The following is a 25,348-nucleotide window of genomic DNA, read 5'->3' on the forward strand; positions in this document are numbered from 1 at the left end:
GGGGCAGCGCGCAGAAGGCGAGGTCGATGCCGGCGAAGTCGATTTCCTCGATGGTGGTGAGCCCACCCCCCTCAGCGGATAGCGCGCCAGTTCCTCGTACACCGGCCCCTCGTGGGTGAGGGTGGAGGCGTAGAGCGCGAAGGAGCGCGCGATGAAGGGGTCGAGGCGGAACCGGCCCTCGGATTGCAGGAACAGGCGCAGGCGCTCGAGCGCGGCGGCGTCGGCGGTGCTGCGGAAGCGGGCGAGGGTGATGTGCGGACGGAAGCGGCGGCGCTCGAGGACCAGCCCGGCGCGGCGCGCGGCGCTCGCCACCGCGCCCTGCAGCGCCTCGAGCGGTGCGGTGCGGCGGGCCTCGGCGACGAGCACCGCCGGGGTGCGCGCGCCGAGCGTGCCGAGGCCCGTCACCTCGATCTCCGGCGCAGGCAGGCGGATCGCGGCGAACTGGTCGTGGGCCGCCTCGAGCACGTCCTCGGCGACGTTCTCGCCGAGGAAGGCGAGGGTCATGTGCAGGTTCTCCGGGGCCACGGGGCGCCCCGACGGCATCCGCTCCTGCAGGTGGCCGAGGATCGCGACCGCCTCCGCGGGCAGGTCGAGCGCGACGAAGGCCCTCACCGCCCCTCGAACGCCGCCGGACGCTTCTCGGTGAAGGCGACGAGGCCCTCGCGGAAATCGCGCGTCTGGCCGCACTGGCCCTGCAGCCGGGCCTCGAGCGCGAGCTGCTCGTCGAGGCCGTTGTCGTAGCTCGCGCGCAGGGCGGTCTTGATGTGGCGGTAGGCCTCTGTCGGGCCGTCGGCGAGGTGGCGGGCGCGGGCGCGCCAGTGGGCGTCGAACGCGTCGGCGGGCACGGTCTCCCAGATCATCCCCCACTCGGCCGCCTGCCGGGCGCTGATCGTGTCGGCGAAGAGCGCCGCGCCCATCGCCTTGGCGAAGCCCATCTGGCGGGGCAGCCAGTAGGTGCCGCCGGCGTCGGGCATCAGGCCGATGCGGGTGAAGGCCTGCACGAAGTAGGCGTCCTCGGACGCGATGGTGACGTCGGCGGCGAGCGCCAGGTTCGCCCCGGCGCCGGCGGCGGCGCCGTTGACGGCCGAAATGGTGGGAACCGGACAGTCGTAGATCGCGCGCAGCAGGGGCACGTACTCGTCGCGCAGGGTGCGCTCGAGGTCGAGGTCGGTGGCCTTGCCGTCGCCGAGATCCTGCCCCGAGCAGAAGGCGCGGCCGGTGCCGGTGAGCACGATGCAGCGCGCCTCGCCCTGCGCCGCGCCGATGGCGTGGGCGATTTCGAGCCGCATCTGCGCGTTGAGCGCGTTCATCAGCTCGGGCCGGTCGAGCGCGATCACGGCGACGCCGTCGGTGATGTCGAGGCGGATGGCCTTGTAGTCCATGAACGCGGGCTCCTGTCTGGTCGCCGGGGCAAGGTAGTGAACCGTCCGGTTCAGGGGAAGGGGGCTCAGCCCTTCATGATCTCCTCGAGCCGCGCCCGCTCGTGCTCGGAAAGCGCCTCGGGCGGCGCGGCGCGGCTGCGCGCGCGCACGGCCAGCGCGCCGGCGCCGAGGCCGAGGAGCAGCACCGTCGGGGCGGCGAGCCAGAGGATCAGGTTGGCGCCCGAGCGGTCGGGCTCGAGCAGGACGAATTCGCCGTAGCGCGCGGTGATGAAGGCGACGGCCTCGGCGTCGCTGTCGCCCGCCAGCAGCCGCTCGCGCAGCAGCAGGCGCAGGTCGCGCGACAGCTCGGCGTTGCTCTCGTCGATGCTCTCGTTGCGGCAGACCGGGCAGCGCAGCCCCTTGCTGATCTCGCGCGCCCGTGCCTCGAGGGCCGGGTCGTCGAGCATCTCGCCGGGCTCCACCGCGAGCGCCGGCCCGGCCCAGAGCAGGGCGAGGACGAGGAGCAGCCGCCTCATTCCGCCGGGACCGGGCGGGGGGCGGCGGCCTTGCGCGCGCCCGCGGCGACGCGCAGGCGGCGGTCGGTGAGCGAGACGGCGCCGCCGAGGGCCATCAGGATCGCGCCGCCCCAGATCCAGTTGGCGAAGGGCTTGACGTAGGTGCGCACCGCCCAGCCGCCGCCGGCCTGCTCCTCGCCGATCACCACGTAGAGATCGCGCCAGACGCCGTTGGCGATGCCGGCCTCCGTCGTGGGCATCCCGGCGACGGGATAGAAGCGCTTCTCGGGATACAGCACCGCCTCGGAGCCGCCGCGCGCGAGCAACAGCTCGGCGCGGGTGGAGACGTAGTTCGGCCCTTGCACCTCGGCGACCTCGCGCAGGGTGACGTCGTAGCCGCCGACCGCGTAGGTCTCGCCGACCTGCGCGACGCGGATGTCCTCGACCTGCCAGGCGAGCATCGCGGCGATGCCGAAGATGGTCACGCCGAGCCCGGCATGGGCCGTCGCCTTGCCCCAGTCGGCGCGGGGCAGGCGCAAAAGGCGGCGGGCGCGCTGCGCCGCCCCCTCGCGCCCGGTGCGCGACCAGAGATCGAGCGCCGCGCCCGCCACGACCCAGGCCCCGAGCGCCAGCCCCACGGGGCCGAGGGCGCTGCGCCCGGTCTGCAGCGCGAAGGCCAGGCCCCCGAGCGCCACCGCGAGCAGCGCGGCCGGCCACAGCGGGCGGGCGGCGCGGGCGAGGTCGCCGCGCTTCCAGGCGAGCATCGCGCCGACCGGCAGCACGAGGGCGAGGCCGACGAAGAAGGGGGTGAAGGCGGCGTCGAAGAAGGGCGGGCCGACGGAGAGGGTGCGATCGAAGGCGAGCTCGGCCACCAGCGGCCAGATCGTGCCGATGAACACCACGAACGCCGCCACCGCAAGCAGCACGTTGTTGAGCACCAGCGCCGATTCGCGGCTGACGGCGGAGAACACGCCCTTCGCCTCCATCGCCCCTGCCCGCAGCGCGTAGAGCACCAGCGCGCCGCCGGTGAAGACGCCGAGGATGGCGAGGATGAAGACGCCGCGCGTCGGGTCGCTGGCGAAGGCGTGGACCGAGGTGAGCACGCCCGAGCGGACGATGAAGGTGCCGAGCAGGGAGAAGCCGAAGGCGAGGATGGCGAGCAGGATGGTCCAGCTCTTCAGAGCCTCGCGCTTCTCCACCACGATCGCCGAGTGCAAGAGCGCCGCCGCGAGCAGCCACGGCATGAACGAGGCGTTCTCCACCGGGTCCCAGAACCAGAACCCGCCCCAGCCGAGCTCGTAATAGGCCCACCACGAGCCGAGCGCGATGCCGACGGTGAGGAACAGCCAGGCCGCCAGCGTCCAGGGCCGCACCCAGCGCGCCCAGGCGGCGTCGACCTTGCCGCCGATCAGCGCCGCGACGGCGAAGGAGAACGACATCGAGAGGCCGACATAGCCGAGGTAGAGGAACGGCGGGTGGAAGGCGAGGCCCGGGTCCTGCAGCAGGGGGTTGAGGTCCTGCCCGTCGAGCGGCGGGACGGCGAGGCGGGTGAACGGGTTCGAGGTGAACAGGATGAAGGCGTAGAACGCCACCGACACCGCCGCCTGCACCGCCAGCACCCGCGCCCGCAGCGCCGGGGGCAGGTTGCCGCCGCGCCAGGCCGCCGCGGCGCCGAACAGCGCCAGGATCAGCAGCCAGAGCAGCATGGAGCCCTCGTGGTTCCCCCAGGTGCCGCTGATCTTGTAGAGCATCGGCTTCGCGGAGTGGCTGTTGAGGGCGACCAGCTGCAGCGAGAAGTCGGACACGATGAAGGCGTGCATCAGCGCCGCGAAGGAGAAGCCGACGAGGATCAGCTGCGACAGCGCCGCCGGCTCACCAACGGCCATCCAGCCGCGCCAGCCCCGGTGGGCGCCCACCATCGGCACGATGGTCTGGACCATCGCGATGGCGAAGCCGAGGACGAGGGCGAAATGGCCGAGTTCGGTGATCATGGCCCGGTGGTAGCCGAAGCGGGCAGGGGGCGACAATCAAAAGCGGGCGAGGTGGGGCTTGAGCGTCGGGATGGGGCCGGGCGTCGGGGTGGGGCCGGGCTGAAGCCCGGCCTACGAACCGCCCCGGACGGGCGGTCCGGGGCGGCGTGGCGTCAGCGGTTCTCGATGTCGACGTAGTCGCGCGAGGTCTCGCCGAGGTAGAGCTGGCGCGGGCGGCCGATGCGGAGCTGCGGATCGGCGAGCTGCTCCTTCCACTGGCTGACCCAGCCGACGGTACGGCTGACCGCGAAGAGCGGCGTGAACATCGAGGTCGGGAAGCCCATCGCCTCGAGGATGATGCCCGAGTAGAAGTCGACGTTGGGGAACAGCTTGCGGTCGACGAAGTAATCGTCGGCCAACGCCGCGGCCTCGAGCTCCTTGGCCACCTTGAGCACCGGCTTGTCTTCGACGCCGAGCAGGTCGAGCACCTCGTCGGCGCTCTCCTTCATCACCTTCGCGCGCGGGTCGAAGTTCTTGTAGACGCGGTGGCCGAAGCCCATGAGGCGGAACGGGTCGTCCTTGTCCTTGGCGCGGGCGAGGAACTCGGGGATCCGGTCGGGCGTGCCGATCTCGCGCAGCATCTCCAGGCAGGCCTGGTTGGCGCCGCCGTGGGCGGGTCCCCAGAGGCAGGCGATGCCGGCGGCGATGCAGGCGAACGGGTTCGCGCCCGACGAGGAGGCGAGGCGCACCGTCGAGGTCGAGGCGTTCTGCTCGTGGTCGGCGTGGAGGGTGAAGATGCGGTCCATCGCGCGGGCGAGGATCGGGTTCACCTTGTACTCCTCGGCCGGCACCGCGAAGCACATGTGCAGGAAGTTCTCGGCGTAGGTCAGGTCGTTCCTCGGATACACGAAGGGCTGGCCGACCGAGTACTTGTAGGCCCAGGCGGCGATCGTCGGCATCTTGGCGATGAGCCGGATCGAGGCGACCTCGCGCTGCCAGGAATCGTGGATGTCGGTGCTGTCGTGGTAGAAGGCGGCCATCGCGCCGACCACGCCGACCATGATCGCCATCGGGTGCGCATCGCGGCGGAAGCCGCGGAAGAAGTACTGCATCTGCTCGTGCAGCATCGTGTGATGCGTGACCCGGTGCTCGAAATCGTCGAGCTGCGCCGCCGTCGGCAGCTCGCCGTAGAGCAGCAGGTAGCAGACCTCGAGGTAGTGCGACTTCGAGGCGAGCTGGTCGATCGGGTAGCCGCGGTGCAGCAGCTCGCCCTTGTCGCCGTCGATGAAGGTGATGGTGCTGTCGCAGGCGGCGGTCGAGGTGTAGCTCGGATCGTAGGTGAAGACGTCGGCACGGCCGTAGAGCCCGCGGATGTCGATCACGTCGGGGCCCGCCGTGGGCGAGTGGATCGGCAGCTCGTATTGCTGTCCGTCGATCGTCAGTGTGGCAGTCCGTTTGTCATCGGCCATGGTCGTCCCCTTGCGTGAGGCGCCGCCGAGGATCATCGGCGGCGGGTGTGGTCCCGCGTGAGAAACCGGCTAACGTCGAATCGTGACGAAATGGTTTCAGGCGGACAGGTCATCCAGTCGGGCGAGCGTCTCCTGCCGCCCGAGAACAAGCATCATGTCGAACACTGAAGGCGAAACCGCGCGCCCCGCCAGTGCGGCCCGGAGGGGGCCGGCCAGCTTGCCGAGCTTCGTCCCCTTGGCCTCGGCGAACGCGGCCACCTTGGCCTCCAGATCGTCCCGCGTCCAGCTACCATCGCGCAAGTGCGGCGTCAATTCCGTCAGTATACCACGGGATACATCGTCGAGCTGCCTCGCCGCCTTCTCGTCCGGCGCGACGGGGCGCTCGGTGAGGACGAAGTGCGCCTTTTCAATGAGTTCCGGGAAGGTCTTCGCGCGTTCCTTGAGGCAGTACATGGCCCGCGAAAGGCCGTCTCGCTGGGCTTCGGTGAGGGGCAGCGCGCCGGTGGCGTCGAGGTAGCCCTCCAGTTCATGCAGCAGCGCAGCATCGTCCGCCGCGGCGATGTGCTGGCCGCAGAGGTTCTCGAGCTTCTTGAAATCGAAGCGCGCGGGCGACTTGCCGATGCCCTTCAGATCGAACCAGGCGCGCGCCTCGGCGTCGGTGAAGAACTCGGCGTCGCCGTGGCTCCAGCCGAGCCGGGCGAGGTAGTTGCGCATCCCCGCCGCCGGGTAGCCGAGGGCGCGGTACTCGGCAGCGCCGGTCGCGCCGTGGCGCTTGGAGAGCTTCTTGCCGTCGGGCCCGAAGATCAGCGGGATGTGCGCCATCACCGGCGCCTCCCATCCCATCGCGTCGTAGATCACCGCCTGCCGGAAAGCGTTGGCGAGGTGGTCGTCGCCGCGGATGACGTGGGTGACGCCCATGTCGTGATCGTCGACCACCACCGCGAGCATGTAGACCGGGCTGCCGTCGGAGCGCAGCAGCACCAGGTCGTCGATCTGGTCGCCGGCCCAGGTGACGGAGCCCTGCACCTCGTCCTCGATGGTCCAGCTCGAGGGCTGCGGCACCTTGATGCGCACCACGTAGGGCGTGTCGGCGGGGTGCTGGCTCTCGGGCACGTCGCGCCAGGGCGAGCGGAACAGCGTCGAGCGGCCCTCGGCCTTGGCCTGCTCGCGGAACGCCTCGATCTCGTTCTGGGTGGAGAAGCACTTGAAGGCCCGCCCGCGCGCCAGCAGCTCGTGCGCCACCTCGGCGTGGCGCTCGGCGCGCGCGGCCTGGCTGATCGGCTCGCCGTCCCAGTCGAGCCCGAGCCAGCCGAGCCCGTCGAGGATCGCCTGGCGGTTCTCGTCGGTCGAGCGCGCCTTGTCGGTATCCTCGATGCGCAGCAGGAACTTGCCGCCCCGGCCGCGCGCGTAGAGCCAGTTGAACAGCGCGGTGCGCGCGCCGCCGATATGGAGGGCGCCGGTGGGCGAGGGAGCGAAGCGGGTGACGACCATGGGCGGGAGTTTAACCTTTGGCTAACCGGGGGCTGCTTTAAGCCGCGGGGATACTTGGGCCACCGGGCGGAGACAAGTGCGCGGGCACCATCCCCTTGCGGCGGCGCTGCTGGCACAGCGCGGCCACCTGTTCGGCTGGGTGCCGGTCTGCCTCGGCGCGGGGATCGGGATCTACTTCGCGCTGCCGGTGGAGCCGGGGCCGTGGGCGCGTGCCGGCCTCGCCGCGCTGGCGCCCGCCCTGGCGCTGGCGGCGCGGCGGGCGGGGCTGCTGGCGGGGCCGGTGCTGCTGGCGCTGGCGCTGGTCGCGGCGGGGGTGAGCCTCGCCTCGGCGCGCGCCCACGCCGTCGCCGCGCCGGTGCTGGGGTTCCGCTATTACGGCCCCGTCGAGGGGCGGGTGATCCGGGTCGACCGCTCCGCCTCCGACGCGGTGCGCCTGACGCTCGACCGGGTGCGCCTCGAGGACGTGCGCCGCACGCCCGAGAGGGTGCGGGTGTCGCTGCACGGCGCGCAGGGCTGGATCGCGCCGCGGCCGGGGATGGTGGTGATCCTGACGGGGCACCTCTCGCCCCCCGGCGGCCCCGTCGAGCCCGGCGGCTTCGACTTCCGCCGCATGGCCTGGTTCGACCGGCTCGGCGCCGTCGGCTACACCCGCACGCCGGTCCTCGCCCTGGCGCCGCCCGAGGCGACGCCGGGGCTGTGGCTGCAGGCGGCGCGGATGCGGCTGTCGGCGGCGGTGCAGGCGCGGGTCGGCGGCGAGACGGGCGCCTTCGCGGCGGCGATCGTGACGGGCGACCGCTCGGCGATGGGGCAGGAGACGCTGGCCGAGCTGCGCGCCACCAACCTCGCGCACCTGCTGGCGATCTCGGGGCTGCACATGGGGATGCTGACGGGCTTCGTCTTCGGCCTCCTGCGCCTCGGCCTCGCCGCCTGTCCGCCGCTCGCGCTGCGCTGGCCGGGCAAGAAGATCGCCGCCGCCGCCGCGCTGCTGGCCGGCGCGGGCTACCTCGCGCTCTCGGGCGGCAACGTGGCGACGGAGCGGGCCTTCGTGATGGTGGCGGTGATGCTCGTGGCGGTGCTCGCCGAGCGGCGCGCGATCACGCTGCGCGCGGTGGCGGTGGCTGCGGTGATCGTGCTGCTGCGCCGCCCCGAAGAGCTGACGGGGCCCGGCTTCCAGATGTCCTTCGCGGCGACGGTGGCGCTGGTGGCCGTCTTCGCCGCGCTGCGCCGCGCGCCGTGGCGGCTGCCGAGGGGGCTGCGGGGCGTGGCGGCCGTGGTGGTGTCCTCCACCGTCGCCGGGCTCGCCACCGCCCCCATCGCGGCGGCGCACTTCAACATGGTCTCGCATTACGGCCTGATCGCCAACCTCGCCTCGGTGCCGGTCATGGGCGCGGCGGTGATGCCCGCCGCCGTGCTCGCCGCCTGCCTGTGGCCGCTGGGGCTGGAGGGGCCGGCGCTGTGGGTGATGGAGCAAGGCCTGGGCTGGATCCTCGCCGTCGCCGAGCACGTCGCCGGGCTCGAGGGGGCGGTCGGCCACGTGCCCGCGCCGCCGGCGCGTGCTGCCGCTGGTGGCGGCGGGCGGGCTGGTGCTGGCGCTGTGGCAGGGGCGGGGGCGCGCGGCGGGCCTCGCGCCGCTGCTGGTGGCGGCGCTGCTCTGGGGCCGGGCCGAGCGGCCCGACCTGCTGGTCAGCGAGAGCGGCGGGCTGGCGGGCGTGCTGACCGAGGCCGGCCGGGGGCTGAGCCGGCCGCGGGGCGACGGGTTCGCCGCCGGCATCTGGCTCGAGAACGACGGCGCGGGCGGCACGGAGCAGGCCATCGCCGCCGGGCGCGGCGTCGCGGCCGGCACGGCGCACCCGCTGGCCGGGCTGCGCCTCCTGCACGTCACCGGCAAGCGCGGCCTCGCGGCGGTGACGGGCTGCGGCGGGGCCGACCTGCTGGTGGTCAACGTGATTCCCGAGGCGCCGCGCCCCTGCCTGACGCTCGACCCGGCCCTGCTGCGCCGCACCGGCTCCGTCGCCGGCTGGGCGACGCCCGCCGGCCTGCGCCTCGAGTCGGCCGCCGCGCGCGCCGGGAAGCGGCTCTGGACGCCACACGCCGGGCCGCCCGCCGAGCTGCCCGCGCTGCTCGCCCCGCGCCGCATCGCGGCGCACCGGTAGCTCGCGGCCGCTCACGTTCGCGTATCGCGTCTTCCCCGGCGGCACCCGGCGCGGCAAGCTCGGATCATGAAACACCTCGCCCTCGCCGCCCTCGCCGCCCTCCTGCTCGCCACGCCCGCAACGGCCGACCCGGACCGCTGGCGGGCCGAGTGGCCGAACACCGACTTCACCACGACCAGCATCGACGACTGGAGCGAGATCATCTCCGGCGGCCCCCCGCGCGACGGCATCCCGGCGCTGGACGATCCCTCGTTCCACCCGGTCGCCGAGGAGCAGGACCTCGCACCGCTCGAGCCGGTCATCGCCGTCGAGCTCGAGGGCGCGACGCCGCGCGCCTACCCCATCCGCTACCTGACGTGGCATGAGATCGTGAACGACGAGATCGACGGCCGTCCCGTCGCCGTCACCTTCTGCCCGCTCTGCAACTCCGCCCTCACCTTCGACCGGCGCACCGACGCGGGCGTGCTGACCTTCGGCGTCTCCGGCAAGCTGCGCAGCTCGGACATGGTGATGTTCGACCGGGAGACCGAGAGCTGGTGGCAGCAGGCGCTCGGCCGGGGCATCGTCGGCGACCTGACGGGGACGGAGCTGCAGTCGCTGCCGTCATGGATGGAGAGCTGGGGGTCCTTCGCCGCGCGCAATCCCGACGGGCTCGTCATGTCGCAGCCCACCGGCCACCGCCGCAACTACGGCGCCAACCCCTACGTGCGCTACGACAGCGCCCGCCAGCCGTTCCTCTATCGCGGCGAGGAGCCGCCCCACGGCATCCCGCCGCTGGTCCGGGTGGTGCGCGTGGGCGAGCGCGCCTGGCCCCTGTCGCGGCTGATGGAGGAGGGCGAGATCCGCGAGGCCGGCATCGTCCTCAGCCTCGCCGGCACCCAGGCCAGCGCCCTCGACACCTCCCGCATCGGCGAGGGCCGCGAGATCGGCTCCGTCCGCGTCCGCGACGCCACCGGCGCCGACGTCCCCCACGACGTCATGTTCGCCTTCGCCTTCCACGCCTTCTGGCCCGAGGGCGCGTGGATGCTGGGCGGCTAGGTCAGCCGCTTGTGCCCGGCGCGAGCGCGTCGAGCGCCACCAGCTGGTAGACGGCACGCTCCATCCAGGGGCGGAAGCTCTTGCCCGCGTTGGGATATTTCGTGACCTCGCACAGGACAGGCCCGTCGGGGGTGAGGAAGAAGTCCCAGCGCACCAGCAGCGGGACCTTGCGCGACAGCCGCTCCGTCAGCGCCACGGCTTCGTCGAAGCCGGCGGGCTTCGGGCCGGGCGCGAGAGGCGGCCACGACGAGCTCTGAGGCAGGAGCGCCCAGTCGCGGGTGAGCGTGGCGAGCCCCCTGCGGGCCTTCTTGCCGTTGCGGTCGAGCATCTGCACGAAGCACACCTGTCCGCGCACCGCGAAGATCTTCACGTCCCGCGGTATTTCCAGCGCCGGGTCGGTCACGTCGCGCATCGCCTGCTCGACGATGACTTCCTGCCCGGACAGGCCGATCTCCTCGTACCGCCGGCGGATCCGCTCCGCCACCGAGCCGCCGCGAAGCCTGCGCCAACTCGCCAGCGTGCGGATCTCGTCGCCGTCGACGCGGAACACGCCTCGCGAGGATGACGCGTCCACCGGCTTGATGATGTAGCGCGCCGGCAGTGCGGCGAAGTCGAGCGCGCCGATGTTCGGCGCCGTGGCGAGCCGCGGCGGCACTGGCACGCCCTCGTCCTGCAGCCAGCGGTGGATGTGCGCCTTGGTGCGGAGCGCGCTCAGCCGGCCGGCCGGCGTGTCGGCGGGCGCGGCGCGCCATTGCGCCGAGCGCTCCAGCATCCGCTCCTCGAGCGCGCCCGGCCCCGGCCAGAGCCCCCAGTCGAGGAGCGCGGCCGACGGATCGCGATCGTAGGCGGCCGCGAAGTGGGCGAGGGCGCGCTCGTCGCGGCCCGTCTCCAGCCGCTGGCGTCCGAGCGCGACCTGCCGCAGCGCGCCAGGCCCCGGGGCGACGGGAACGACGTCGCGCGACGCTCCCTCGCCCACGGCGACTCCGTTCCTGCGCAGCAGGAGGTGGCAGCGCAGCGCATCGACCCACTGCCGGGTGCGGCTCGATCTTCTCAAGTGTCCAGCTCCTGTTGGCGCCGCATCGGCGGAATCGCGGTTATGCCATCGCGGACCCCGGGACAACCGCCTGTACCGCCCCCGGGCTTCCAAATCGTGCGGACTCGCGCTAGCACCGTGCCTTCCCGACGCGAGCCGACCCTATGACGTCCGACCCGACGAGCCTCGACACCGCCGCCCGCCTGTCCGTCGCCCCGATGATGGACTGGACCGACATCTCGAAAATCATTTAAAATTCGATAGTTGCAAGGCACGTTACATCGTTGTAGCAGATCTGTAGCACCTCTCCAACTCTGATGCGGCAGATCGGCGAGCAGTTCCTGGAGAAGCCGTTCCTCGGTGTCTGCCAGGTGACTTGGCACCTGCGGAATGACGGGCATCTTGTGAACGAGAGAGTGTGTCCCACCGCGTGGTGTAGCTCTTGACGAGATGGATGTCGGCGGGCCGAGCTGATCAGTCTGTGTGCGCGGCAGGCAGGCTGACGATGAGATCGTTGCAGACCGGTGCGAGCGTTTCCGGCGTCATGTAGCGTTCGCGCTGGACGGTCCATGGCTCGGTCTGCTCCATGAGACTCGCGCCAGCGAGGCGACGGATGGCGGCCTCGTTGGGTAGTGAGGGCGTGACTGCCACCGGTCCAAAGGAAGGCTCGAAGCCCACGACATCGGTGCGCCGTCTGATCTCGCCGTTCAGGCGCTCGATCGGATTTGTGCCGTGAAGCTTGGCCCGGTGCTGCTGGGAAAAGGTCATGTAGGGGAGGACGTCCTCCTCGGCTCCGTCCATGAGGCTCGCAAGCTTCGGCAGCTTGCCCCGCATCTGGTCGGCCACGAGCCGCCACTGCGCGCTGACTGCGCCGTGGTCGGGCTGGTCGAAGGCCGTGGCGATGAAGGCGGACACCACACGCCGGCTGCTCTTGCCGGCATGGGCCAGGGCATCTCTTTGAAGATGCACCCGACAGCACTGCCACGTGGTGGAGAGCACGCGCGCCGTGGCGGCCTTGATGCCCTCGTGCGCATCGCTGATTACCAGCTTCACGCCGGACATCCCTCGGCGCACGAGATCGCGCAGGAAGTCGGTCCAGAACGTCTCCGCCTCGGATGGGCCGATGGCCATGCCGAGCACCTCGCGGCGGCCTCCGGTGTTCGCGCCGACCGCAATGGTCACCGCGACGCTGACGATGCGACCGCCCCGGCGGACCTTCAGACAAGTCGCGTCGATCCAGAGACAGGGCCACTCCCCATCGATCGGCCGGATCAGAAAGGCATCGACCCGATCGTCAATCTCTTCGCACAACCGGCTGACCTGGCTCTTGGAGATGCCGGTCCCGCCCATGGCCTGCACCAGATCGTCCATAGCCCTCGTCGAGACGCCGTGGACATAGGCTTCCTGTATCACCGCGGTGAGGGCCTTCTCGGTGGCCCTGCGGGGCTCCAGGAACGAGGGAAATAGCTGCCCGTGCGCAGCTTCGGAATGCGCAGTTCCACGTTCCCGGCCCGGGTCTGCCAGCCTCGGTCACGATAGCCGTTGCGCTGCGCCCGCCGCTCAGGGCTTTTCTCTCCATAGCCGGCGCCGGTCTGGCCGCCGACCTCGAGCTCCATCAGGCGTTCGGCGGCAAAGCCGATCATCTCACGCAGAAGATCCGCGTCGCCGCTATTCTTGACGAAATCTTTCAGGTCCATCATGGGATCGTTTATCGGGGTCGTCCCTCGCCTGCTCCAGGGCATCCAAGACGAGGCCCGCAGTCGCGCTGCCGCTCGCCCGCCATCCGACGATCCGCCGGGCATAGGTTTCGATTACGAAGGCCACGTAGACGAAGCCGGCCCGCGTCGCGACGTAGGTAAAGTCGCTCACCCAGAGCCGGTTCGGTGCAGGCGCCTGGAACTGCCGGTTCACCTTGTCGCGCGGGCATGGCTGCGCCGGATCGGAGGTGGTCGTCCTGATCCGCTTGCCGCGGACGGCGCCCTGCAAGCCCATGATGCGCATCAGCCTTTCCACCGTGCAGCGGGCAACGGCAAAGCCTTCCCGCAGCAGCTGCCGCCAGACTTTCCGAGCCCTGTAAACACCCAAGTTCTCGGCATGCACGCGGGCGATCTCGATGCGCAGCTCGGCGTCCCGCTTGGCGCAGTCGGGGAGGCGAGAAGGATCAACCCGCCGCGCCCGATGCGCATGATACGTCGACGGGGCGATCGGCAGCAGGTGGCAGATCGGCTCGACCCCATGGACGTTGCGGTGGTCATCGATGAACGCGATCATCGCTTCGACGGGCGGTCGAGCTCCGCCTGGGCAAAATACGCCGACGACTTCCGGGGCGTCACCGTGCCCTGGACGCTTGGTCTCAGCGCCGCCATCGGGGTGATGCTGATGCTGTCGCGGGAGATTTTTCGGCAACGTGATGCCGCTTGCGGGAAGTGATCATCTCGTGGGCGCGCTGGTCCTTACCACAGCCGTGATCGCATGGGCCGAGGTTGCCCGCCCCCTGCGCATTCTGAACATTCTGTTCGGACTTTGGCTAATCCTGGCCCTTTGGCTGCTGGATGGCGGCGGGAAGCCTTCTGGGGGTGTTGGCGGGTCTGAGCCTTATCGTTCTAAGCCTGCCTCGGCGCAGTCGCAGTTCCGAGCATTACGGTAGTTGGGATCGCTACATCGTCTGAAGCTGATACGAAGCGCGCATCATGCTCGTGCCGCCGATTAAATAAAGGCGATGCCAGCAGCCATCCGTCTTGGGCGTCGGGCATAGGATCAATGCTATTGAACTGGCCCCCGTTTCGACCGGACACTTGGGCATAGCCATGGAGGCTTAGGCATATGCCTGAGCACGTGCTTATGTCTGAGATAGAGATCATCACCGATGGCGGCCGTCGGCGCCGCTGGTCCGCGAGCGAGAAGATGCGGATCGTCGAGGAGACGCTGGAGGAAGGCACCAGCATCTCGGTTGTGGCCCGCCGGAATGGCGTTGCGCCGAACCTGCTGTATCGTTGGCGCCGCCTGATGCTGGATGGAGGAGCCGTGGCCGTGTCCGAGGATGACGACGTCACCAGCAATCGCGCCGTCCGGCAGATGGAGGAGCGCATCCGCGAACTCGAGCGGCAGCTTGGCCGCAAGACGCTGGAGGTCGAGATCCTCAAGGAGGCGCTGGACAAGACACGCTTAAAAAAGCGGACGTGGCTCGCGCAGTCGCAGCCGAAGGACGGTTCCCGATGAAAGTTGTGGCCGAGACTTTGGGCGTCTCCCGTTCGAACCTGCACGCCCGGCTGAACGGGAGCGCGAAGCCGCGGCGGCGCTACCATAAGGCGCAAGACGCGGCGGTCCTGCCGTTGATCACAACGCTGGTGGCAGCGCGCCCGACCTACGGCTACCGCCGGATCACCGCGCTCCTGAACAGGCAGCTCCGGGCTCAAGGCGACTCGCCAGTGAACCACAAGCGCGTCTACCGGATCATGAAGGCGCACAACCTCCTGCTGGCGCGCAGATACACCGAACGGCCAAACCTGACCCACAAAGGCAAGGTGGTCACGATGCGGTCGAATATCCGCTGGTGTTCCGACGGCTTCGAGTTCACCTGCTGGAACGGGGACGTCATCCGCGGCGCCTTCATCATCGACGCGCACGATCGGGAGATCATCTCCTGGCGGGCCGTCGTGAACGCCGGCATCAGTGGCTCGGACATCCGCGACATGATGCTGGAGGCGGTCGAGCGGCGGTTCGGGGACTACAGGACGCCGCACCCTGTCGAGATGCTGAGCGATAACGGCTCATGTTACGTCGCCAGGGAGACGCGCATCTTCGCCCGCCAGCTCGGTCTGAGGTCCTGCTACACGCCTGTGAAGAGCCCCGAGAGCAATGGCATCGCCGAGGCGTTCGTGAAGACGCTGAAGCGCGACTACGTCCACGTCACGCCGTTGCCGGACGCCGCCACAGTCCTCAGATTGGTCGCCGGGTGGATCGAGGACTATAACGACAACCACCCGCACTCAGGGCTGAAGATGCGCTCGCCTCGCGAGTTCATCGCAGCTCATACCGCAACCGCCTGAGTGTCCGCTGAAACGGGGGCAAGACCAGCTATAGCGCAAATCTTAAAAGCTTCTGCCTTTGCTTCAGGGAGGAGCGGGCGGGACGGCGGATGTCCATGATAGGCTATCCCGCATCGCGCCCCTGGTTGCTTTGGCAGGTATACCCCTGTTAGGTATCGGGCATGGCTCTTCTTCGTGCTGTCCTGCTGGTCTTTTTGGTCCTCACCACTGCGGTGGCGGGAGGGGCAAGCACCGGCCATGCAGTTGACGGGCACGAACATTTTTATAACGAGCCCATGGCAGATGACGAGCCCTGGTGCTGCTCCGAAAGCACCGAACGTGGTCAGAGTTGCCATCTCACAGTGGCTCTGCTTTCCCCCCTTGATTCCTCACCTGGTGGGTTGAATGCGCGGAGGCTCGTGTTCGCAATCAGCCACAGCATGCTAACCGGCATCGATCCGCCAAGCCCTCTCGAACCTCCTCGCGCGTCGTAGCCTTCTCTGCGCCTTCCGGGGCGCGGCTACACCTTGCACCCAAAGACAAACGGGCTGTGCCCGTGCGCAATCCTATCGAGAGGATCATCCATGAAACCGATCAAGACGCTCTTCGCCGTCGTGCCTGCGGCTGCTCTGTCGCTCGGCATCACCACCCTTGCCGCCGTGAACGGTGTCCATGCCGAGAGCCACGCAGACATGGCCGAGCATGGCACGATGCACGTGACCAAGAGCCCCACCTGCGGCTGCTGCGGCGCCTGGGTCGAACTGGCTCGCGAAGAGGGCTACGAGGTCGAGGTGACCAACACCGGCGCCATCACCCTGGCGAAGCAGGAGCATGACGTGCCCGGGACGCTCTGGGCCTGCCATACGGCGGTGATCGACGGCTACGTCGTCGAAGGTCATGTGCCGTTCGAGGCGATTGCCAAGCTCCTCAAGGAGCGGCCTGCGATCGACGGGATCGCGGTGGCTGGCATGCCTGCCGGCTCACCCGGCATGGGCAACGATCCGGCGGCCCGCTACGACGTCATTGCCTTCGGCGGGGAAGCGGGCGAGGGAGAGGTGTTCTTCCGCGCGGGGTCGTGAACCGGCGCACGTTGGCGGGTCTCGGGGCCGCGGGTGTTCTCGCGGCCATCGCCCTCATCGTGACCATGGGGTCCGACACCGAGCCGTCGAGCCTCCTTGCGCCCTCCGATCCCGAGGTCGTGGCTCGGGGCCAGGCGGTCTACGCCGAGACTTGCGCCGCCTGCCACGGAGGCGATCTCGAAGGGCAGCCGAACTGGCGCGAGCGCACCCCTGAGGGTCGCCTCCCCGCGCCGCCGCACGACGAGACCGGCCACACCTGGCACCATGATGCCGACACCCTGTTCCGCCTGACGAAATACGGAGTCGGCGCTCTTATCGGTGAAACCGATTACCCGTCAGACATGCCCGCCTACGAGGGCGTGCTCACGGACGACGATATCATCGCCGTCCTTAGCTACATCAAATCCACCTGGCCGCAGGAGATCCGCGCCAGGCACGACGAACTGGAAAACAGACCATGAAAACGATCATCTTCGCCGCCGCGCTCACGCTGACCACCTCGGCCCTGCTGGCACATTCGAATTCGAACGAGACGACCCCGCAGGAAGGGGCGATCGTCGAAACCGTCGAGGTGATTGAGCTGCGCTTCGACATGCCGATGCGGATCACCGTCATCACCCTCACCGGCCCGGAAGGGGAGGTCGAGCTGACCCGCGAGACGGGTCTCGAGCCGGTTCCGGAGTTCCGGGCACTGCTGCCAGAGGAGGTGGTCGTCGGGGGCTACAAGGTGGATTGGCGCGGTCTGTCCCAGGACGGTCATCCGATGCAGGGCACCTTCGCCTTTACCGTCGGGGATTGACCGATGGAGGGTCTTTCCCCGGTCGACGGTTGGGCAGTCTTCGCGATCTCCGCGAAGGCTGCCGGCTATGCGGCTGCGCTCGTTGCCATGGGCGGGCCGCTCTTCATCGCAACCTTCCGCGAGGCGCCGGAAGAGGTTCTGCGCCTCGCGCGCAGGGCCGCCGCCCTCGCGGCGCTTCTCGGGCTCGTGGTGCTGGCGCTGCGGCTCGGCATCCGCTCCGCCCGGATCTCGGGAATAGGGCTGGCGGGGGCGACGGACCCCATGATGCTCGGCCTGGTCTGGGACAGCCCGCTCGGAACGGCAGCGCTCTGGCGCGGCGCGGGTGAAGTGCTGATCCTCGGCCTGGTGTTCAGAAGCACGCTCACCTTGGCCGGAGGGGTGCTCGGCGCGCTGCTCGTGGCTTGGTCCTACACGCAGGTGGGGCACTCCCTGGGTGAACCGCGCTGGCTTCTGGCAAGCCTCCTCGGCCTGCACCTGCTGGCAGCGGCCTTCTGGGTCGGCGCGCTTGCCCCGCTCCATCGCGCGGCGGGCAGGGTCGAGGGCGTGGACCTCCTGCACCGCTTCGGCATCATCGCCGGAGGCACGGTCGCCGCCCTCGTCCTGCTCGGGCTGACCTTCGCCTGGCTGACGATCGGCTCGCTCGGCGGGCTTTTCGGCACCGCTTACGGCTGGATGCTCATCGTCAAGCTGACTGCCGTGACGGGCCTCCTCGGCCTCGCCGCGCGGAACAAGCTCAGGCTGGTGCCCGCGCTCGCCGCCCAAACCCCATCCGCCCCAAGCCGCTTGCGGCGCGCCATACGGCTCGAGAGCGTTGTTGTCGTCCTGATCCTGATGGCGACCGCGGCGCTCACGACCATCACAACACCTCCGGCGAACCTCTGAACGGACTTCTTATGATCAATTCTACACGACGCACCTTCCTCGGCTGCGCGGCCGCCCTCGGCGGTGTCGCGCTACTGCCAAGGAACGCCTTGGCCCGGGCCGCCGCGCCCATCCTGCGCGCAGCGCCTTCGAACGCGCAGCTCGTCCCCAGCCAATACCCAGCCACTCCGGTCTGGGCCTATGCCACGGAGGGCGTCGGCACGGTTCCGGGGCCGGAGATCCGTGTCACCGCTGGAGAATGGGTGCGCACCCGGCTGGTCAACGACCTGCCGCAGTCCACGGCCGTGCACTGGCACGGCATCCGCATCGCCAATGCCATGGACGGAGCGGCGCCGCTGACACAGACCCCGGTGGAGCCGGGCTCGACCTTTGACTACGCGTTCGAGACGCCCGACCCCGGCACCTACTGGTATCACGCCCACCACAACGGCACCGAGCAGATCGGGCGCGGTCTGGCCGGGCCCCTGATCGTGGAGGAGCGCGATCCGTGGCTGGGCCAGCCGGGCGCCGCGACTCGCGAGCTTACGCTGCTCCTGGCGGACTGGCTGCTGGACGACGATGCGGCCATCGTCGGGGGACGGTGGGACGATCTCCACGCAGCCTCGCACAGCGGGCGCATGGGCAACACCATCACCGTCAACGGCAAGACGCGGCCTGCCTTCGATCTGCGCCTCGGGGAGCGGGTCCGGCTGCGGCTCATCAACGCCGCGACAGACCGAGTCATGCCGCTGGCTCTGCCGGGGCTCTCACCGCGCCTGGTCGCCCTTGACGGCCATCCTGTGCCGCCGCGTGCCGTAGAGACCATCCTGCTCGGCCCGGCCCAGCGAGCCGACGTCGTTATTGACGCGCCTCAGAAGGCCTCCGCCGCCCTCTCGCTCCAGCTCAATCCGGGCAACGGCGAGTGGTCCGGGATCGCGGGCTTCGTGCTCGACGGCGATCCGGTGGTTCCGGAGCCGGGCGAGGTCCGTCCGTTGCCGGCGTGGGGCACGCTCGCCGCTCCCGACCTGACCGAACCGCTGCGCGCCGCGGTGGTGATGGAAGGCGGCGCCATGCGGGGAATGGACGGAGCGTCGTTCCGAGGCGAGAGGATGGGCTTTCGTGACCTCGCGGCGAACGGCATTGTCTGGGCCTTCAACGGCGTCGCGCATGGCCTGGAGGCGCCCATGTTCCGCGCCCAGCGGGGCCAGACGGTGCAACTACAACTGACCAACCGCACCTTCTTCCCGCACGCCATCCACCTTCACGGCCACCACTGCGAAGTTCAGCCCCGTAGCGGTGCCTTCAACCAGCCGGGCGACGTGCGCGATACCGTGATGGTGGGTGCGGACGAGACGGTCGACGTGGCCTTCGTCGCCGACAATCCCGGCAAGTGGATGCTGCACTGCCACATGCTCTCGCACCAGCAGTCCGGCATGATGGGATGGTTCGAGGTGACGTGAGAGATATCGCAACCGTTGCAGTTTCAGGGTCTCGGCCGCCGCCAGGGCGGCCGTTACCTCCATCCGGCCTCAGACCGAACAGTCGAGGAAGCCGCGGTAGCCGACCGTCAGGCCCTGGTCGAGGTGGAAGACCATCTCGGCATCGGAGCGGCGAAGGCCGGGGTTTTCCTCAGTCCAGTTCGCATCGGGGTCGGGCATCAGGGTGATCTCCGTTCCCGAAGCGGTGAACCGAGCACCGTCGGTCAAGGTCTCCACGGCGATCGGTGCGTCGGCGGCGAGCGGCACGAGCGTGCCCGAGAGCTTGATCGCGCCGCTTTCGCCGGCCATCGCCAGGATCGGCTCGCCCTCGTTCGTGCGCCGGAACTCGCAGGCGGCTTCCGTCTCCAGCGCCGCCTCGATCTCTTCGGGCTTCAGGCCTGCCGGATCGAGCCCGGCGAGTTCCGCCGATCCTAATGCCTCTTCGACGCTGCCTTCGGCTGGGGGAGCCTCCGGCTCCCCGAGCGCAGGCTCGGCGGCGTCGCCGTTCTCCTCGATATCGGCGATAAGGTAGCGCATTTCCCCGATTTCCTTGCGCTGCGCCGCGATAATCTCATCGGCCAGTTTTTTCACGCGCGGATCGGAAATGTTGGCGCGTTCCGAAGTCATGATCGCAATGGAATGGTGCGGGATCATGGCGCGCATGTAGCTGGTGTCGCCCACCGTGGCTTGGCTGCGCACCAGCCAAAGTGTCAGCGCGAAGACGGCAATCGAACCAGCATAGATGGCGATGTTAATCGCTTTGCTCTCATACATCGACAGCATGAAGCTGAGCATGATGACCGCCATTGTGGCCCCCATCAGCAGCGCCATGTAGGTTCGGGTCTCGCTGAAGAAGATATGCTCGAATGCGTATGTGTTGAGATACATCAAGATGAACATGACCACGGTCGAGGTCGCGATCATTGCGGCGAAGCGCCAGTAGGACATGAAACTCTCCTTCTATTCAGAATGGCTTTCTGTCGATTGCCCGTGGCCATTGGCCCCGGCTGTCAGGCTTTCGTAGGTCTCGGGCCGCATCGCGGGAAGCTCCTTCACGAAGGCCGTGATCTCCCAGATCGCCGCGTCTTCGTGATCGGTTCCGAAGGCGGGCATGCCGGACATCTTGACCCCGTGCTTGACCAGCCAGAAGACCTCCCGGCTCTCCCATTCGCTGGCCGCATGCCACAGGATCGGCGGTTCCGGGCGCATGCCACGGCTCCAACCCGCAGGCTCGGCGCCCGGCCCCCCATGGCAATGGGCACACATCGCGGCGTAGCGCTCACCGCCGGCCTCGACCATCTCGGGGGTCAGTTCGGCGGGAGGTTCGATCGTCTCGGCGCGGGATCGGACCGAATTTTCATAGCTGGTGTCGAGCGCCCATCGCATCGTCGGCGCATGAGACTCGGTTGCGGCAACGTTGTATGAGCCCGAGTAGACATAGGCGATGCCGGCGACGGCGGCGATGCCAACGGTGGCGATACTACCGATCAGCACACCCAGTGCGACGGGTTTCGATCTCGGCATGGTCTGTCTCCCTGTTACTCGCTATCGAATGACGACAGGGCGACGCGGCCAACGCCGCCCGCCGTCGAAGTTAAGCGTCAAACCCCACTCGGGTGGCCCGCAGGCGAAGCGCGTTGCCGATCACCGAGACCGACGACAGGCTCATCGCGGCCGCCGCGATCATCGGCGACAGCAGAAGGCCGGTGAAGGGATAGAGCAGGCCCGCCGCAATCGGCACGCCGAGCCCGTTGTAGAGGAAGGCGAAGGCGAGGTTCTGCTTGATGTTGCGCACGGTGGCGCGGCTCAGGCGGCGCGCCGTGACGAGCGCGGTGAGGTCGCCGCGCACCAGCGTGACGCCCGCGCTCTCAACCGCAACATCGGCGCCGGTGCCCATGGCGATCCCGACGTCCGCCGCCGCCAGCGCGGGCGCGTCGTTGACCCCGTCACCGGCCATGGCGACGGTGCGGCCCTCCGCTTGCAGCCTGCGGACCGCCGCCTGCTTGTCAGCGGGCAACACCTCGGCAATCACCTCGTCGATCCCGAGCTCATCGGCCACGGCTTGCGCCGTCATCTCGTTGTCGCCGGTGAGCATGACGATACGCAGGCCTTCGTCATGCAGCGCCTCGATGGCGCGCGGGGTCGTTTCCTTGATGCGATCCGCGACGGAGACCAGGCCGACTGCGCGGCCGTCCACCGCCACCAGGATAGCGGTCTGTCCCATGCGCCGCGCGGCATCGGCCCGGTCAGAAAGGACGCCCGGATCGGCGCCGACCTGCTCCATCATGGCGCGGTTGCCCACGGCCACGGCCCGCCCTTCGACACGGCCAGAGATGCCCTTGCCGGTGGTGCTGTCGAAGCTCTCGACCTCGGGCAGAGCGACACCCCGCGCTTCGGCTCCCTCGACGATGGCACGCGCCAAGGGGTGCTCCGACTGCGCCTCCAATGCCGCGACGAGGCCAAGAAGCTCGTCCTCGCCCATGCCCTCGGCCACGACCTCGACCAGCGCCGGCCGGCCCTCGGTCAGCGTGCCGGTCTTGTCGACGACCAGCGTGTCCACGGCGGCGAAGCGCTCCAGCGCCTCGGCGTTCTTGATCAACACACCATGACCCGCGCCCTTCCCGACGCCGACCATGATCGACATCGGCGTGGCGAGGCCGAGCGCACAGGGGCAGGCGATAATCAGCACCGAGACCGCCGAGACCAGCGCGAAGGCCATCGCCGGGTCGGGGCCGAAAAAGCTCCAAACGACGAAGGCGAGAATCGCCACGCCGACCACGAAGGGCACGAAGTAGCTCGAGATCCTGTCGGCCAGCTTCTGGATCGGCGCCTGGCTGCGCTGCGCTTCGGCGACCATGGCGACGATGCGGTTCAGCATCGTGTCCGCGCCCACGCGTTGGGCCTCCATCACGAAGCTGCCGGTCTGGTTGATCGACCCGCCGGTGACCTCGGCGCCTTCTTCCTTCTCCACCGGAATCGGCTCACCGGTGATCATGCTCTCGTCGATGGTGGAGCGCCCCTCCAGCACCATGCCGTCCACCGGCACGGCCTCGCCCGGGCGCACGCGCAACCGGTCGCCCGAGCGCACCATGTCGAGCGGCACGTCCCGCTCGCCATTCGCGTCGACCAGCCGCGCTGTCTTGGGCGCGAGATCGAGCAGCGCCCGGATCGCGCCGCCGGTCTGCTCTCGCGCACGCAGCTCCAGGAGCTGGCCCAGCAGCACCAGCGTCACGATCACCGCCGCAGCCTCGAAATAGACGCCAACCTCGCCCTCATGCCCACGGAACTGCGGCGGGAAGAGCCACGGTGCGACAGTCGCCACCACCGAGTAGACGTAGGCCACGCCGACGCCGAGGGCGATCAGCGTAAACATGTTGAGGTTGCGACTCTTCACCGAGGCCCAGCCGCGCTCGAAGAAGGGCAAGGCGCTCCACAGCACCACCGGGGTCGCCAATATCAGCTCGATCCAGTCGAGCCAGGAGGCCGAGATGATGGCGAAGGCCTGCGGCGCGAAATGCCGGCCCATCGCGACGATAGCCAGCGGCACGGTCAGCACCGCACCGACCACGAAGCGGCGGCGGAAGTCGATATATTCCTCGCTCGGCCCCTCCGTCATTGGAATGCCCTTGGGCTCGAGCGCCATGCCGCAGATGGGGCAGGAGCCGGGGCCGATCTGCTCGATCTCGGGGTGCATCGGGCAGGTGTAGACTTCGTCCTCGCGTGCCGGCGGGTCCGCCTTCAGCGCAGGGTCGAGGAAGATCTCTGGGCGGGTTCCGAACTTCTCTCGGCATCCGGCCGAGCAGAAATAGAAAGTCTCCCCCTCATGTTCCGAGACATGCTTGGCCGTCTCGACCTCGACCGTCATCCCGCAGACCGGGTCGGTCGCTGTCCGATCGCCCGGGAGGGCGTGGTCATGGGAGTGCGCGTGAGAGTGGCTCATGGCGGTTTCCTCGTTGCGACAGCGCCAACGCGGCGCTGCTGCGGGCAAGATACCCCTTGGGGGTATTCTTGTGCAAGATACCCGCATGGGGTATAGCGGAAACCTGTCGGCGCGCTTATTGTTCCAAGGCCGGAGGCGTCGAGATGCAAGAAAAGAAAAACAAAGCAGCGATTCAGAAGCGCCTCGCGCGGCTGGAAGGGCAGATCAGAGGCGTGTCGCGCATGGTCGAGGAAGACCGCTACTGCGTCGACGTGCTGATGCAGACGGCGGCGGTGCGCTCGGCACTGAAAGCCGTTGAACGCTTGCTGATCGAAGACCACACCTCGCATTGCTTGGAGGCGGCCATACAATCAGGCGACCCCGACGAGCAGCGCGCGAAATTCAAGGAGATGGTCACGCTGCTGGAGAAAGCCCGCGACAGCTAAGGTGGGCAGCCAAGGGTTTGGGAAGGTCGGCCCGGGTCAGGTGACGGTGAACTGGCCCATCATACCCGAGTCCTCATGCTCGAGAATGTGGCAGTGATACATGTAGGGTGCCTCGGGCGTCGCCGGATGGTCGAACCGCACGAGAATCTCGGCGTGATTTTCCACCCAGACCACGTCCTTCATACCGGTTTCGGCGAAACTGACGGGTCTGCCATTCTGGCTGAGGACCTGGAAAGAAGTGCCGTGCACGTGAAACGGGTGAGACATCATGTCTGCTGAAATCTCCCAGATCTCCGTCTCGCCTATGCGCAGCTGCTCATCGATGCGCTCCATGTCGTAGGTCCGGCCGTTGATCCCCAGGGTGGGGCGGCCCCCGAACATGCCTCGCATCATCCCCATGCCCATCATCATGTTGAGCTCGAAACGGCGGCGACGCACCGGCTCCCCCAGGTCCGGGATATGAGCGCCTCTGATTTCCCGCGGCACGTCGGAAACCGCGGCCTGTCGGCTCTCGTCAACCGTCAGGCTCAAGATATTGAAGGTGCCGTTCGGGCTATCGGAGCCTGCGCTCCTGCCCATCATGCCTCCCCCCATCCGGCCGCCCATCATGCCACCCATCATCTGCACCGGGACGTCTTGCGATATCAGCCGGCTACTCGCTCCATCCGAAAAGTCGACGAGTATCTCCGCACGTTCCGCAGGCGCGAGCTGAAGGCGATCAAGGCGCACCGGCGCTGGCAGCAGGCCGGCATCGCTGGCGATTTGATAAATAGCCCGGCCGTCATCAAAGCTCAGGACGTAGACGCGCGAGTTCGAGGCGTTCAGTAGGCGGAAGCGCACCAGCCCGGGAGGGACCTGAGCGACCGGCTCGAGCGCTCCGTTGACCGCGATACGGTCGCCGCGGAATCCCTGCATCGCAGTCATTCCGTCGTCATCGTAGCGAAGCCTGCCGCGCCGAGAGAAAGACTTGTCCTGTATGATCAGGGGAATATCGTCGATCCCGTAGGTGGCAGGCAGCGCATTCTCGCCCGGTTGCTCGTCCTCGATCAAAAGCAGGCCAGCGAGCCCGTGGTAGACCTGGTCGCCGGTCGTGCCGTGCGGGTGTGAGTGATACCAGAAAGTGCCGGCGGGCTGATCGATTTCCAGGGCCTGTTCGAGGACGGCGTCCGGAGCGATCAGTGACTGCGGTCCTCCGTCGTTCCACCCAGGCACATGTAAACCGTGCCAGTGAGAGGTGATAGCGTGCTCGATCCCATTGCCAACCGTGAGGCGCGCTGTGCGCCCGCTACGGAGCCTCAACGTCGGCCCAAGGAAATCCTGAGACCAGCCCATGGTCCGAGCCTCGGCGCCCTCGAGAAACGCGTGAGTGCCATAGATCGCATCGAGGCGATTGCCGGCATCCTCCCCGACTTCCATGAGCGGAGGGATCGGCAGCGTGTTTCCGGGAGCCGCCTCCGCGAAGGCGCGTCCGCACAATGCCGGCGTCGCAAGGGACGCGAGTGCGCTTTTCAGAAATCTGCGTCTTAGCACCGGGGTCACCACGTTTGCAGGACGGCTATTGCTACTCTCCTCAACATAGCTGGATCGCAGTGATGTCGAGCAGAACTGGCGTAAGCGATGACGCCGTATCCTCAGCGCATCGCCGCCGACAGGTCAGATTCCCCGGAACATGCCTCCCTACCTACTCCTTCCCGGAGGGAGCAACCGG

General features: G+C 68.7%; 20 protein-coding genes, 3 pseudogenes and 1 other annotated feature. Of the genes and pseudogenes, 10 read left to right on the top strand and 13 right to left on the bottom strand.

Features of this window, described 5'->3' with window-relative positions:
* From thpR to gltX, 6 genes are all read right to left on the bottom strand, one after another.
* Positions 1–612 (bottom strand): RNA 2',3'-cyclic phosphodiesterase (gene thpR, locus OG2516_RS01365; protein WP_007253794.1); only part of this gene is annotated, 612 nt, incomplete at its 3' end.
* Positions 609–1,382 (bottom strand): enoyl-CoA hydratase-related protein, encoded by a 774-nt coding sequence (locus OG2516_RS01370; RefSeq protein ID WP_007253795.1) that lies wholly within the window; start codon positions 1,380–1,382, stop codon positions 609–611. The genes thpR and OG2516_RS01370, both read right to left, overlap by 4 nt.
* A gap of 65 nt (positions 1,383–1,447) precedes the next feature.
* On the bottom strand, positions 1,448–1,897 hold the full coding sequence (locus tag OG2516_RS01375) for a cytochrome c-type biogenesis protein (RefSeq protein WP_007253796.1): 450 nt from the start codon (positions 1,895–1,897) through the stop codon (positions 1,448–1,450).
* Positions 1,894–3,867 carry a heme lyase CcmF/NrfE family subunit gene (locus OG2516_RS01380; RefSeq protein ID WP_007253797.1) on the bottom strand — a complete coding sequence of 658 codons (1,974 nt, stop codon included), beginning with the start codon at positions 3,865–3,867 and terminating at the stop codon, positions 1,894–1,896. Before OG2516_RS01380 ends, OG2516_RS01375 begins: the two co-directional genes overlap by 4 nt.
* A 152-nt stretch (positions 3,868–4,019) precedes the next feature.
* A complete protein-coding gene (gene gltA, locus OG2516_RS01385; RefSeq protein ID WP_040615298.1) occupies positions 4,020–5,315 on the bottom strand; it encodes a citrate synthase in 1,296 nt (431 codons plus the stop codon).
* A 96-nt stretch (positions 5,316–5,411) separates the two neighbouring features.
* Positions 5,412–6,806, bottom strand: coding sequence for a glutamate--tRNA ligase (gene gltX, locus OG2516_RS01390; RefSeq protein ID WP_007253799.1), 1,395 nt, complete (start codon positions 6,804–6,806; stop codon positions 5,412–5,414).
* A 76-nt stretch (positions 6,807–6,882) separates the two neighbouring features.
* On the opposite strand from gltX, the pseudogene OG2516_RS01395 reads away from it, so the two are divergent.
* A pseudogene (locus OG2516_RS01395) lies at positions 6,883–8,959 on the top strand (ComEC/Rec2 family competence protein).
* 66 nt (positions 8,960–9,025) lie between these two features.
* The gene (locus OG2516_RS01400) at positions 9,026–9,997 is read left to right on the top strand and encodes a DUF3179 domain-containing protein (RefSeq protein ID WP_007253804.1); all 972 of its coding nucleotides are present in this window, start codon (positions 9,026–9,028) and stop codon (positions 9,995–9,997) included.
* A 1-nt stretch (position 9,998) separates the two neighbouring features.
* On the opposite strand, the gene OG2516_RS01405 is transcribed toward OG2516_RS01400, so the two are convergent.
* From OG2516_RS01405 to OG2516_RS01415, 3 genes and pseudogenes are all read right to left on the bottom strand, one after another.
* Complete coding sequence (locus tag OG2516_RS01405) at positions 9,999–11,051, bottom strand: ATP-grasp fold amidoligase family protein (RefSeq protein WP_156799256.1); 1,053 nt, start codon at positions 11,049–11,051, stop codon at positions 9,999–10,001.
* 453 nt (positions 11,052–11,504) lie between these two features.
* A pseudogene (locus tag OG2516_RS01410) lies at positions 11,505–12,742 on the bottom strand (IS256 family transposase).
* A 13-nt stretch (positions 12,743–12,755) separates the two neighbouring features.
* A pseudogene (locus OG2516_RS01415) lies at positions 12,756–13,337 on the bottom strand (IS3 family transposase); the annotation flags it as partial.
* Positions 13,227–13,343, bottom strand: a sequence feature (AL1L pseudoknot). (Overlaps the previous pseudogene by 111 nt.)
* On the opposite strand from OG2516_RS01415, the gene OG2516_RS20595 reads away from it, so the two are divergent.
* The 7 genes from OG2516_RS20595 (at position 13,278) to OG2516_RS01450 (ending at position 19,257) form a co-directional block, all read left to right on the top strand.
* A complete protein-coding gene (locus OG2516_RS20595; RefSeq protein ID WP_245544316.1) occupies positions 13,278–13,460 on the top strand; it encodes a hypothetical protein in 183 nt (60 codons plus the stop codon). (Overlaps the previous feature by 66 nt.) The pseudogene OG2516_RS01415 and the gene OG2516_RS20595 sit on opposite strands and share 60 nt — an antisense overlap.
* 393 nt (positions 13,461–13,853) lie before the next feature.
* Positions 13,854–15,079 (top strand): IS3-like element ISOgr2 family transposase gene (locus OG2516_RS01425; RefSeq protein WP_156799257.1). Its coding sequence is split into 2 segments (ribosomal slippage): positions 13,854–14,196 and positions 14,196–15,079, totalling 1,227 coding nucleotides; the frame shifts between segments, so codons are not numbered across the junction.
* Between the two features lie 563 nt (positions 15,080–15,642).
* The gene (locus OG2516_RS01430) at positions 15,643–16,137 is read left to right on the top strand and encodes a DUF411 domain-containing protein (protein ID WP_007253811.1); all 495 of its coding nucleotides are present in this window, start codon (positions 15,643–15,645) and stop codon (positions 16,135–16,137) included.
* On the top strand, positions 16,134–16,598 hold the full coding sequence (locus tag OG2516_RS01435) for a c-type cytochrome (protein WP_007253812.1): 465 nt from the start codon (positions 16,134–16,136) through the stop codon (positions 16,596–16,598). The genes OG2516_RS01430 and OG2516_RS01435 overlap by 4 nt, the downstream gene beginning before the upstream one ends.
* Complete coding sequence (locus OG2516_RS01440) at positions 16,595–16,936, top strand: copper resistance CopC family protein (protein WP_007253813.1); 342 nt, start codon at positions 16,595–16,597, stop codon at positions 16,934–16,936. The genes OG2516_RS01435 and OG2516_RS01440 overlap by 4 nt, the downstream gene beginning before the upstream one ends.
* A gap of 3 nt (positions 16,937–16,939) precedes the next feature.
* On the top strand, positions 16,940–17,818 hold the full coding sequence (locus tag OG2516_RS01445; protein WP_007253814.1) for a copper resistance D family protein: 879 nt from the start codon (positions 16,940–16,942) through the stop codon (positions 17,816–17,818).
* 11 nt (positions 17,819–17,829) lie between these two features.
* Positions 17,830–19,257: a multicopper oxidase family protein gene (locus tag OG2516_RS01450; protein WP_040614865.1), complete on the top strand. Its 1,428-nt coding sequence runs from the start codon at positions 17,830–17,832 to the stop codon at positions 19,255–19,257.
* Between the two features lie 69 nt (positions 19,258–19,326).
* Here OG2516_RS01450 and OG2516_RS01455 read toward each other — a convergent pair whose 3' ends face one another.
* From OG2516_RS01455 to OG2516_RS01465, 3 genes are all read right to left on the bottom strand, one after another.
* Complete coding sequence (locus tag OG2516_RS01455; protein ID WP_007253816.1) at positions 19,327–20,223, bottom strand: DUF305 domain-containing protein; 897 nt, start codon at positions 20,221–20,223, stop codon at positions 19,327–19,329.
* Between the two features lie 12 nt (positions 20,224–20,235).
* A complete protein-coding gene (locus tag OG2516_RS01460; RefSeq protein ID WP_009805239.1) occupies positions 20,236–20,799 on the bottom strand; it encodes a c-type cytochrome in 564 nt (187 codons plus the stop codon).
* A gap of 70 nt (positions 20,800–20,869) precedes the next feature.
* Positions 20,870–23,215 (bottom strand): heavy metal translocating P-type ATPase, encoded by a 2,346-nt coding sequence (locus tag OG2516_RS01465; protein WP_083788405.1) that lies wholly within the window; start codon positions 23,213–23,215, stop codon positions 20,870–20,872.
* A 143-nt stretch (positions 23,216–23,358) separates the two neighbouring features.
* Between OG2516_RS01465 and OG2516_RS01470 the strand changes: the two genes are divergently transcribed.
* Positions 23,359–23,640 (top strand): metal-sensitive transcriptional regulator, encoded by a 282-nt coding sequence (locus OG2516_RS01470; RefSeq protein WP_040614867.1) that lies wholly within the window; start codon positions 23,359–23,361, stop codon positions 23,638–23,640.
* Between the two features lie 36 nt (positions 23,641–23,676).
* Here the strand turns inward: OG2516_RS01470 and OG2516_RS01475 are convergent, their stop codons facing one another.
* Positions 23,677–25,056 carry a multicopper oxidase family protein gene (locus OG2516_RS01475; protein WP_007253820.1) on the bottom strand — a complete coding sequence of 460 codons (1,380 nt, stop codon included), beginning with the start codon at positions 25,054–25,056 and terminating at the stop codon, positions 23,677–23,679.
* Between the last annotated feature and the right edge of the window lie 292 nt (positions 25,057–25,348).

It is taken from the genome of Oceanicola granulosus HTCC2516 (assembly GCF_000153305.1).
Lineage (GTDB): Bacteria > Pseudomonadota > Alphaproteobacteria > Rhodobacterales > Rhodobacteraceae > Oceanicola > Oceanicola granulosus.

Bases quoted from the DNA above. Each gene is read 5' to 3' on its own strand.
- OG2516_RS01370 (WP_007253795.1), bottom strand. From the start codon at position 1,382: ATGGACTACAAGGCCATCCGCCTCGACATCACCGACGGCGTCGCCGTG.
- OG2516_RS01375 (WP_007253796.1), bottom strand. From the start codon at position 1,897: ATGAGGCGGCTGCTCCTCGTCCTCGCCCTGCTCTGGGCCGGGCCGGCG.
- OG2516_RS01380 (WP_007253797.1), bottom strand. From the start codon at position 3,867: ATGATCACCGAACTCGGCCATTTCGCCCTCGTCCTCGGCTTCGCCATC.
- gltA (WP_040615298.1), bottom strand. From the start codon at position 5,315: ATGGCCGATGACAAACGGACTGCCACACTGACGATCGACGGACAGCAA.
- gltX (WP_007253799.1), bottom strand. From the start codon at position 6,806: ATGGTCGTCACCCGCTTCGCTCCCTCGCCCACCGGCGCCCTCCATATC.
- OG2516_RS01400 (WP_007253804.1), top strand. From the start codon at position 9,026: ATGAAACACCTCGCCCTCGCCGCCCTCGCCGCCCTCCTGCTCGCCACG.
- OG2516_RS01430 (WP_007253811.1), top strand. From the start codon at position 15,643: ATGAAACCGATCAAGACGCTCTTCGCCGTCGTGCCTGCGGCTGCTCTG.
- OG2516_RS01440 (WP_007253813.1), top strand. From the start codon at position 16,595: ATGAAAACGATCATCTTCGCCGCCGCGCTCACGCTGACCACCTCGGCC.
- OG2516_RS01445 (WP_007253814.1), top strand. From the start codon at position 16,940: ATGGAGGGTCTTTCCCCGGTCGACGGTTGGGCAGTCTTCGCGATCTCC.
- OG2516_RS01450 (WP_040614865.1), top strand. From the start codon at position 17,830: ATGATCAATTCTACACGACGCACCTTCCTCGGCTGCGCGGCCGCCCTC.
- OG2516_RS01455 (WP_007253816.1), bottom strand. From the start codon at position 20,223: ATGTCCTACTGGCGCTTCGCCGCAATGATCGCGACCTCGACCGTGGTC.
- OG2516_RS01460 (WP_009805239.1), bottom strand. From the start codon at position 20,799: ATGCCGAGATCGAAACCCGTCGCACTGGGTGTGCTGATCGGTAGTATC.
- OG2516_RS01465 (WP_083788405.1), bottom strand. From the start codon at position 23,215: ATGAGCCACTCTCACGCGCACTCCCATGACCACGCCCTCCCGGGCGAT.
- OG2516_RS01470 (WP_040614867.1), top strand. From the start codon at position 23,359: ATGCAAGAAAAGAAAAACAAAGCAGCGATTCAGAAGCGCCTCGCGCGG.
- OG2516_RS01475 (WP_007253820.1), bottom strand. From the start codon at position 25,056: ATGGAAGTCGGGGAGGATGCCGGCAATCGCCTCGATGCGATCTATGGC.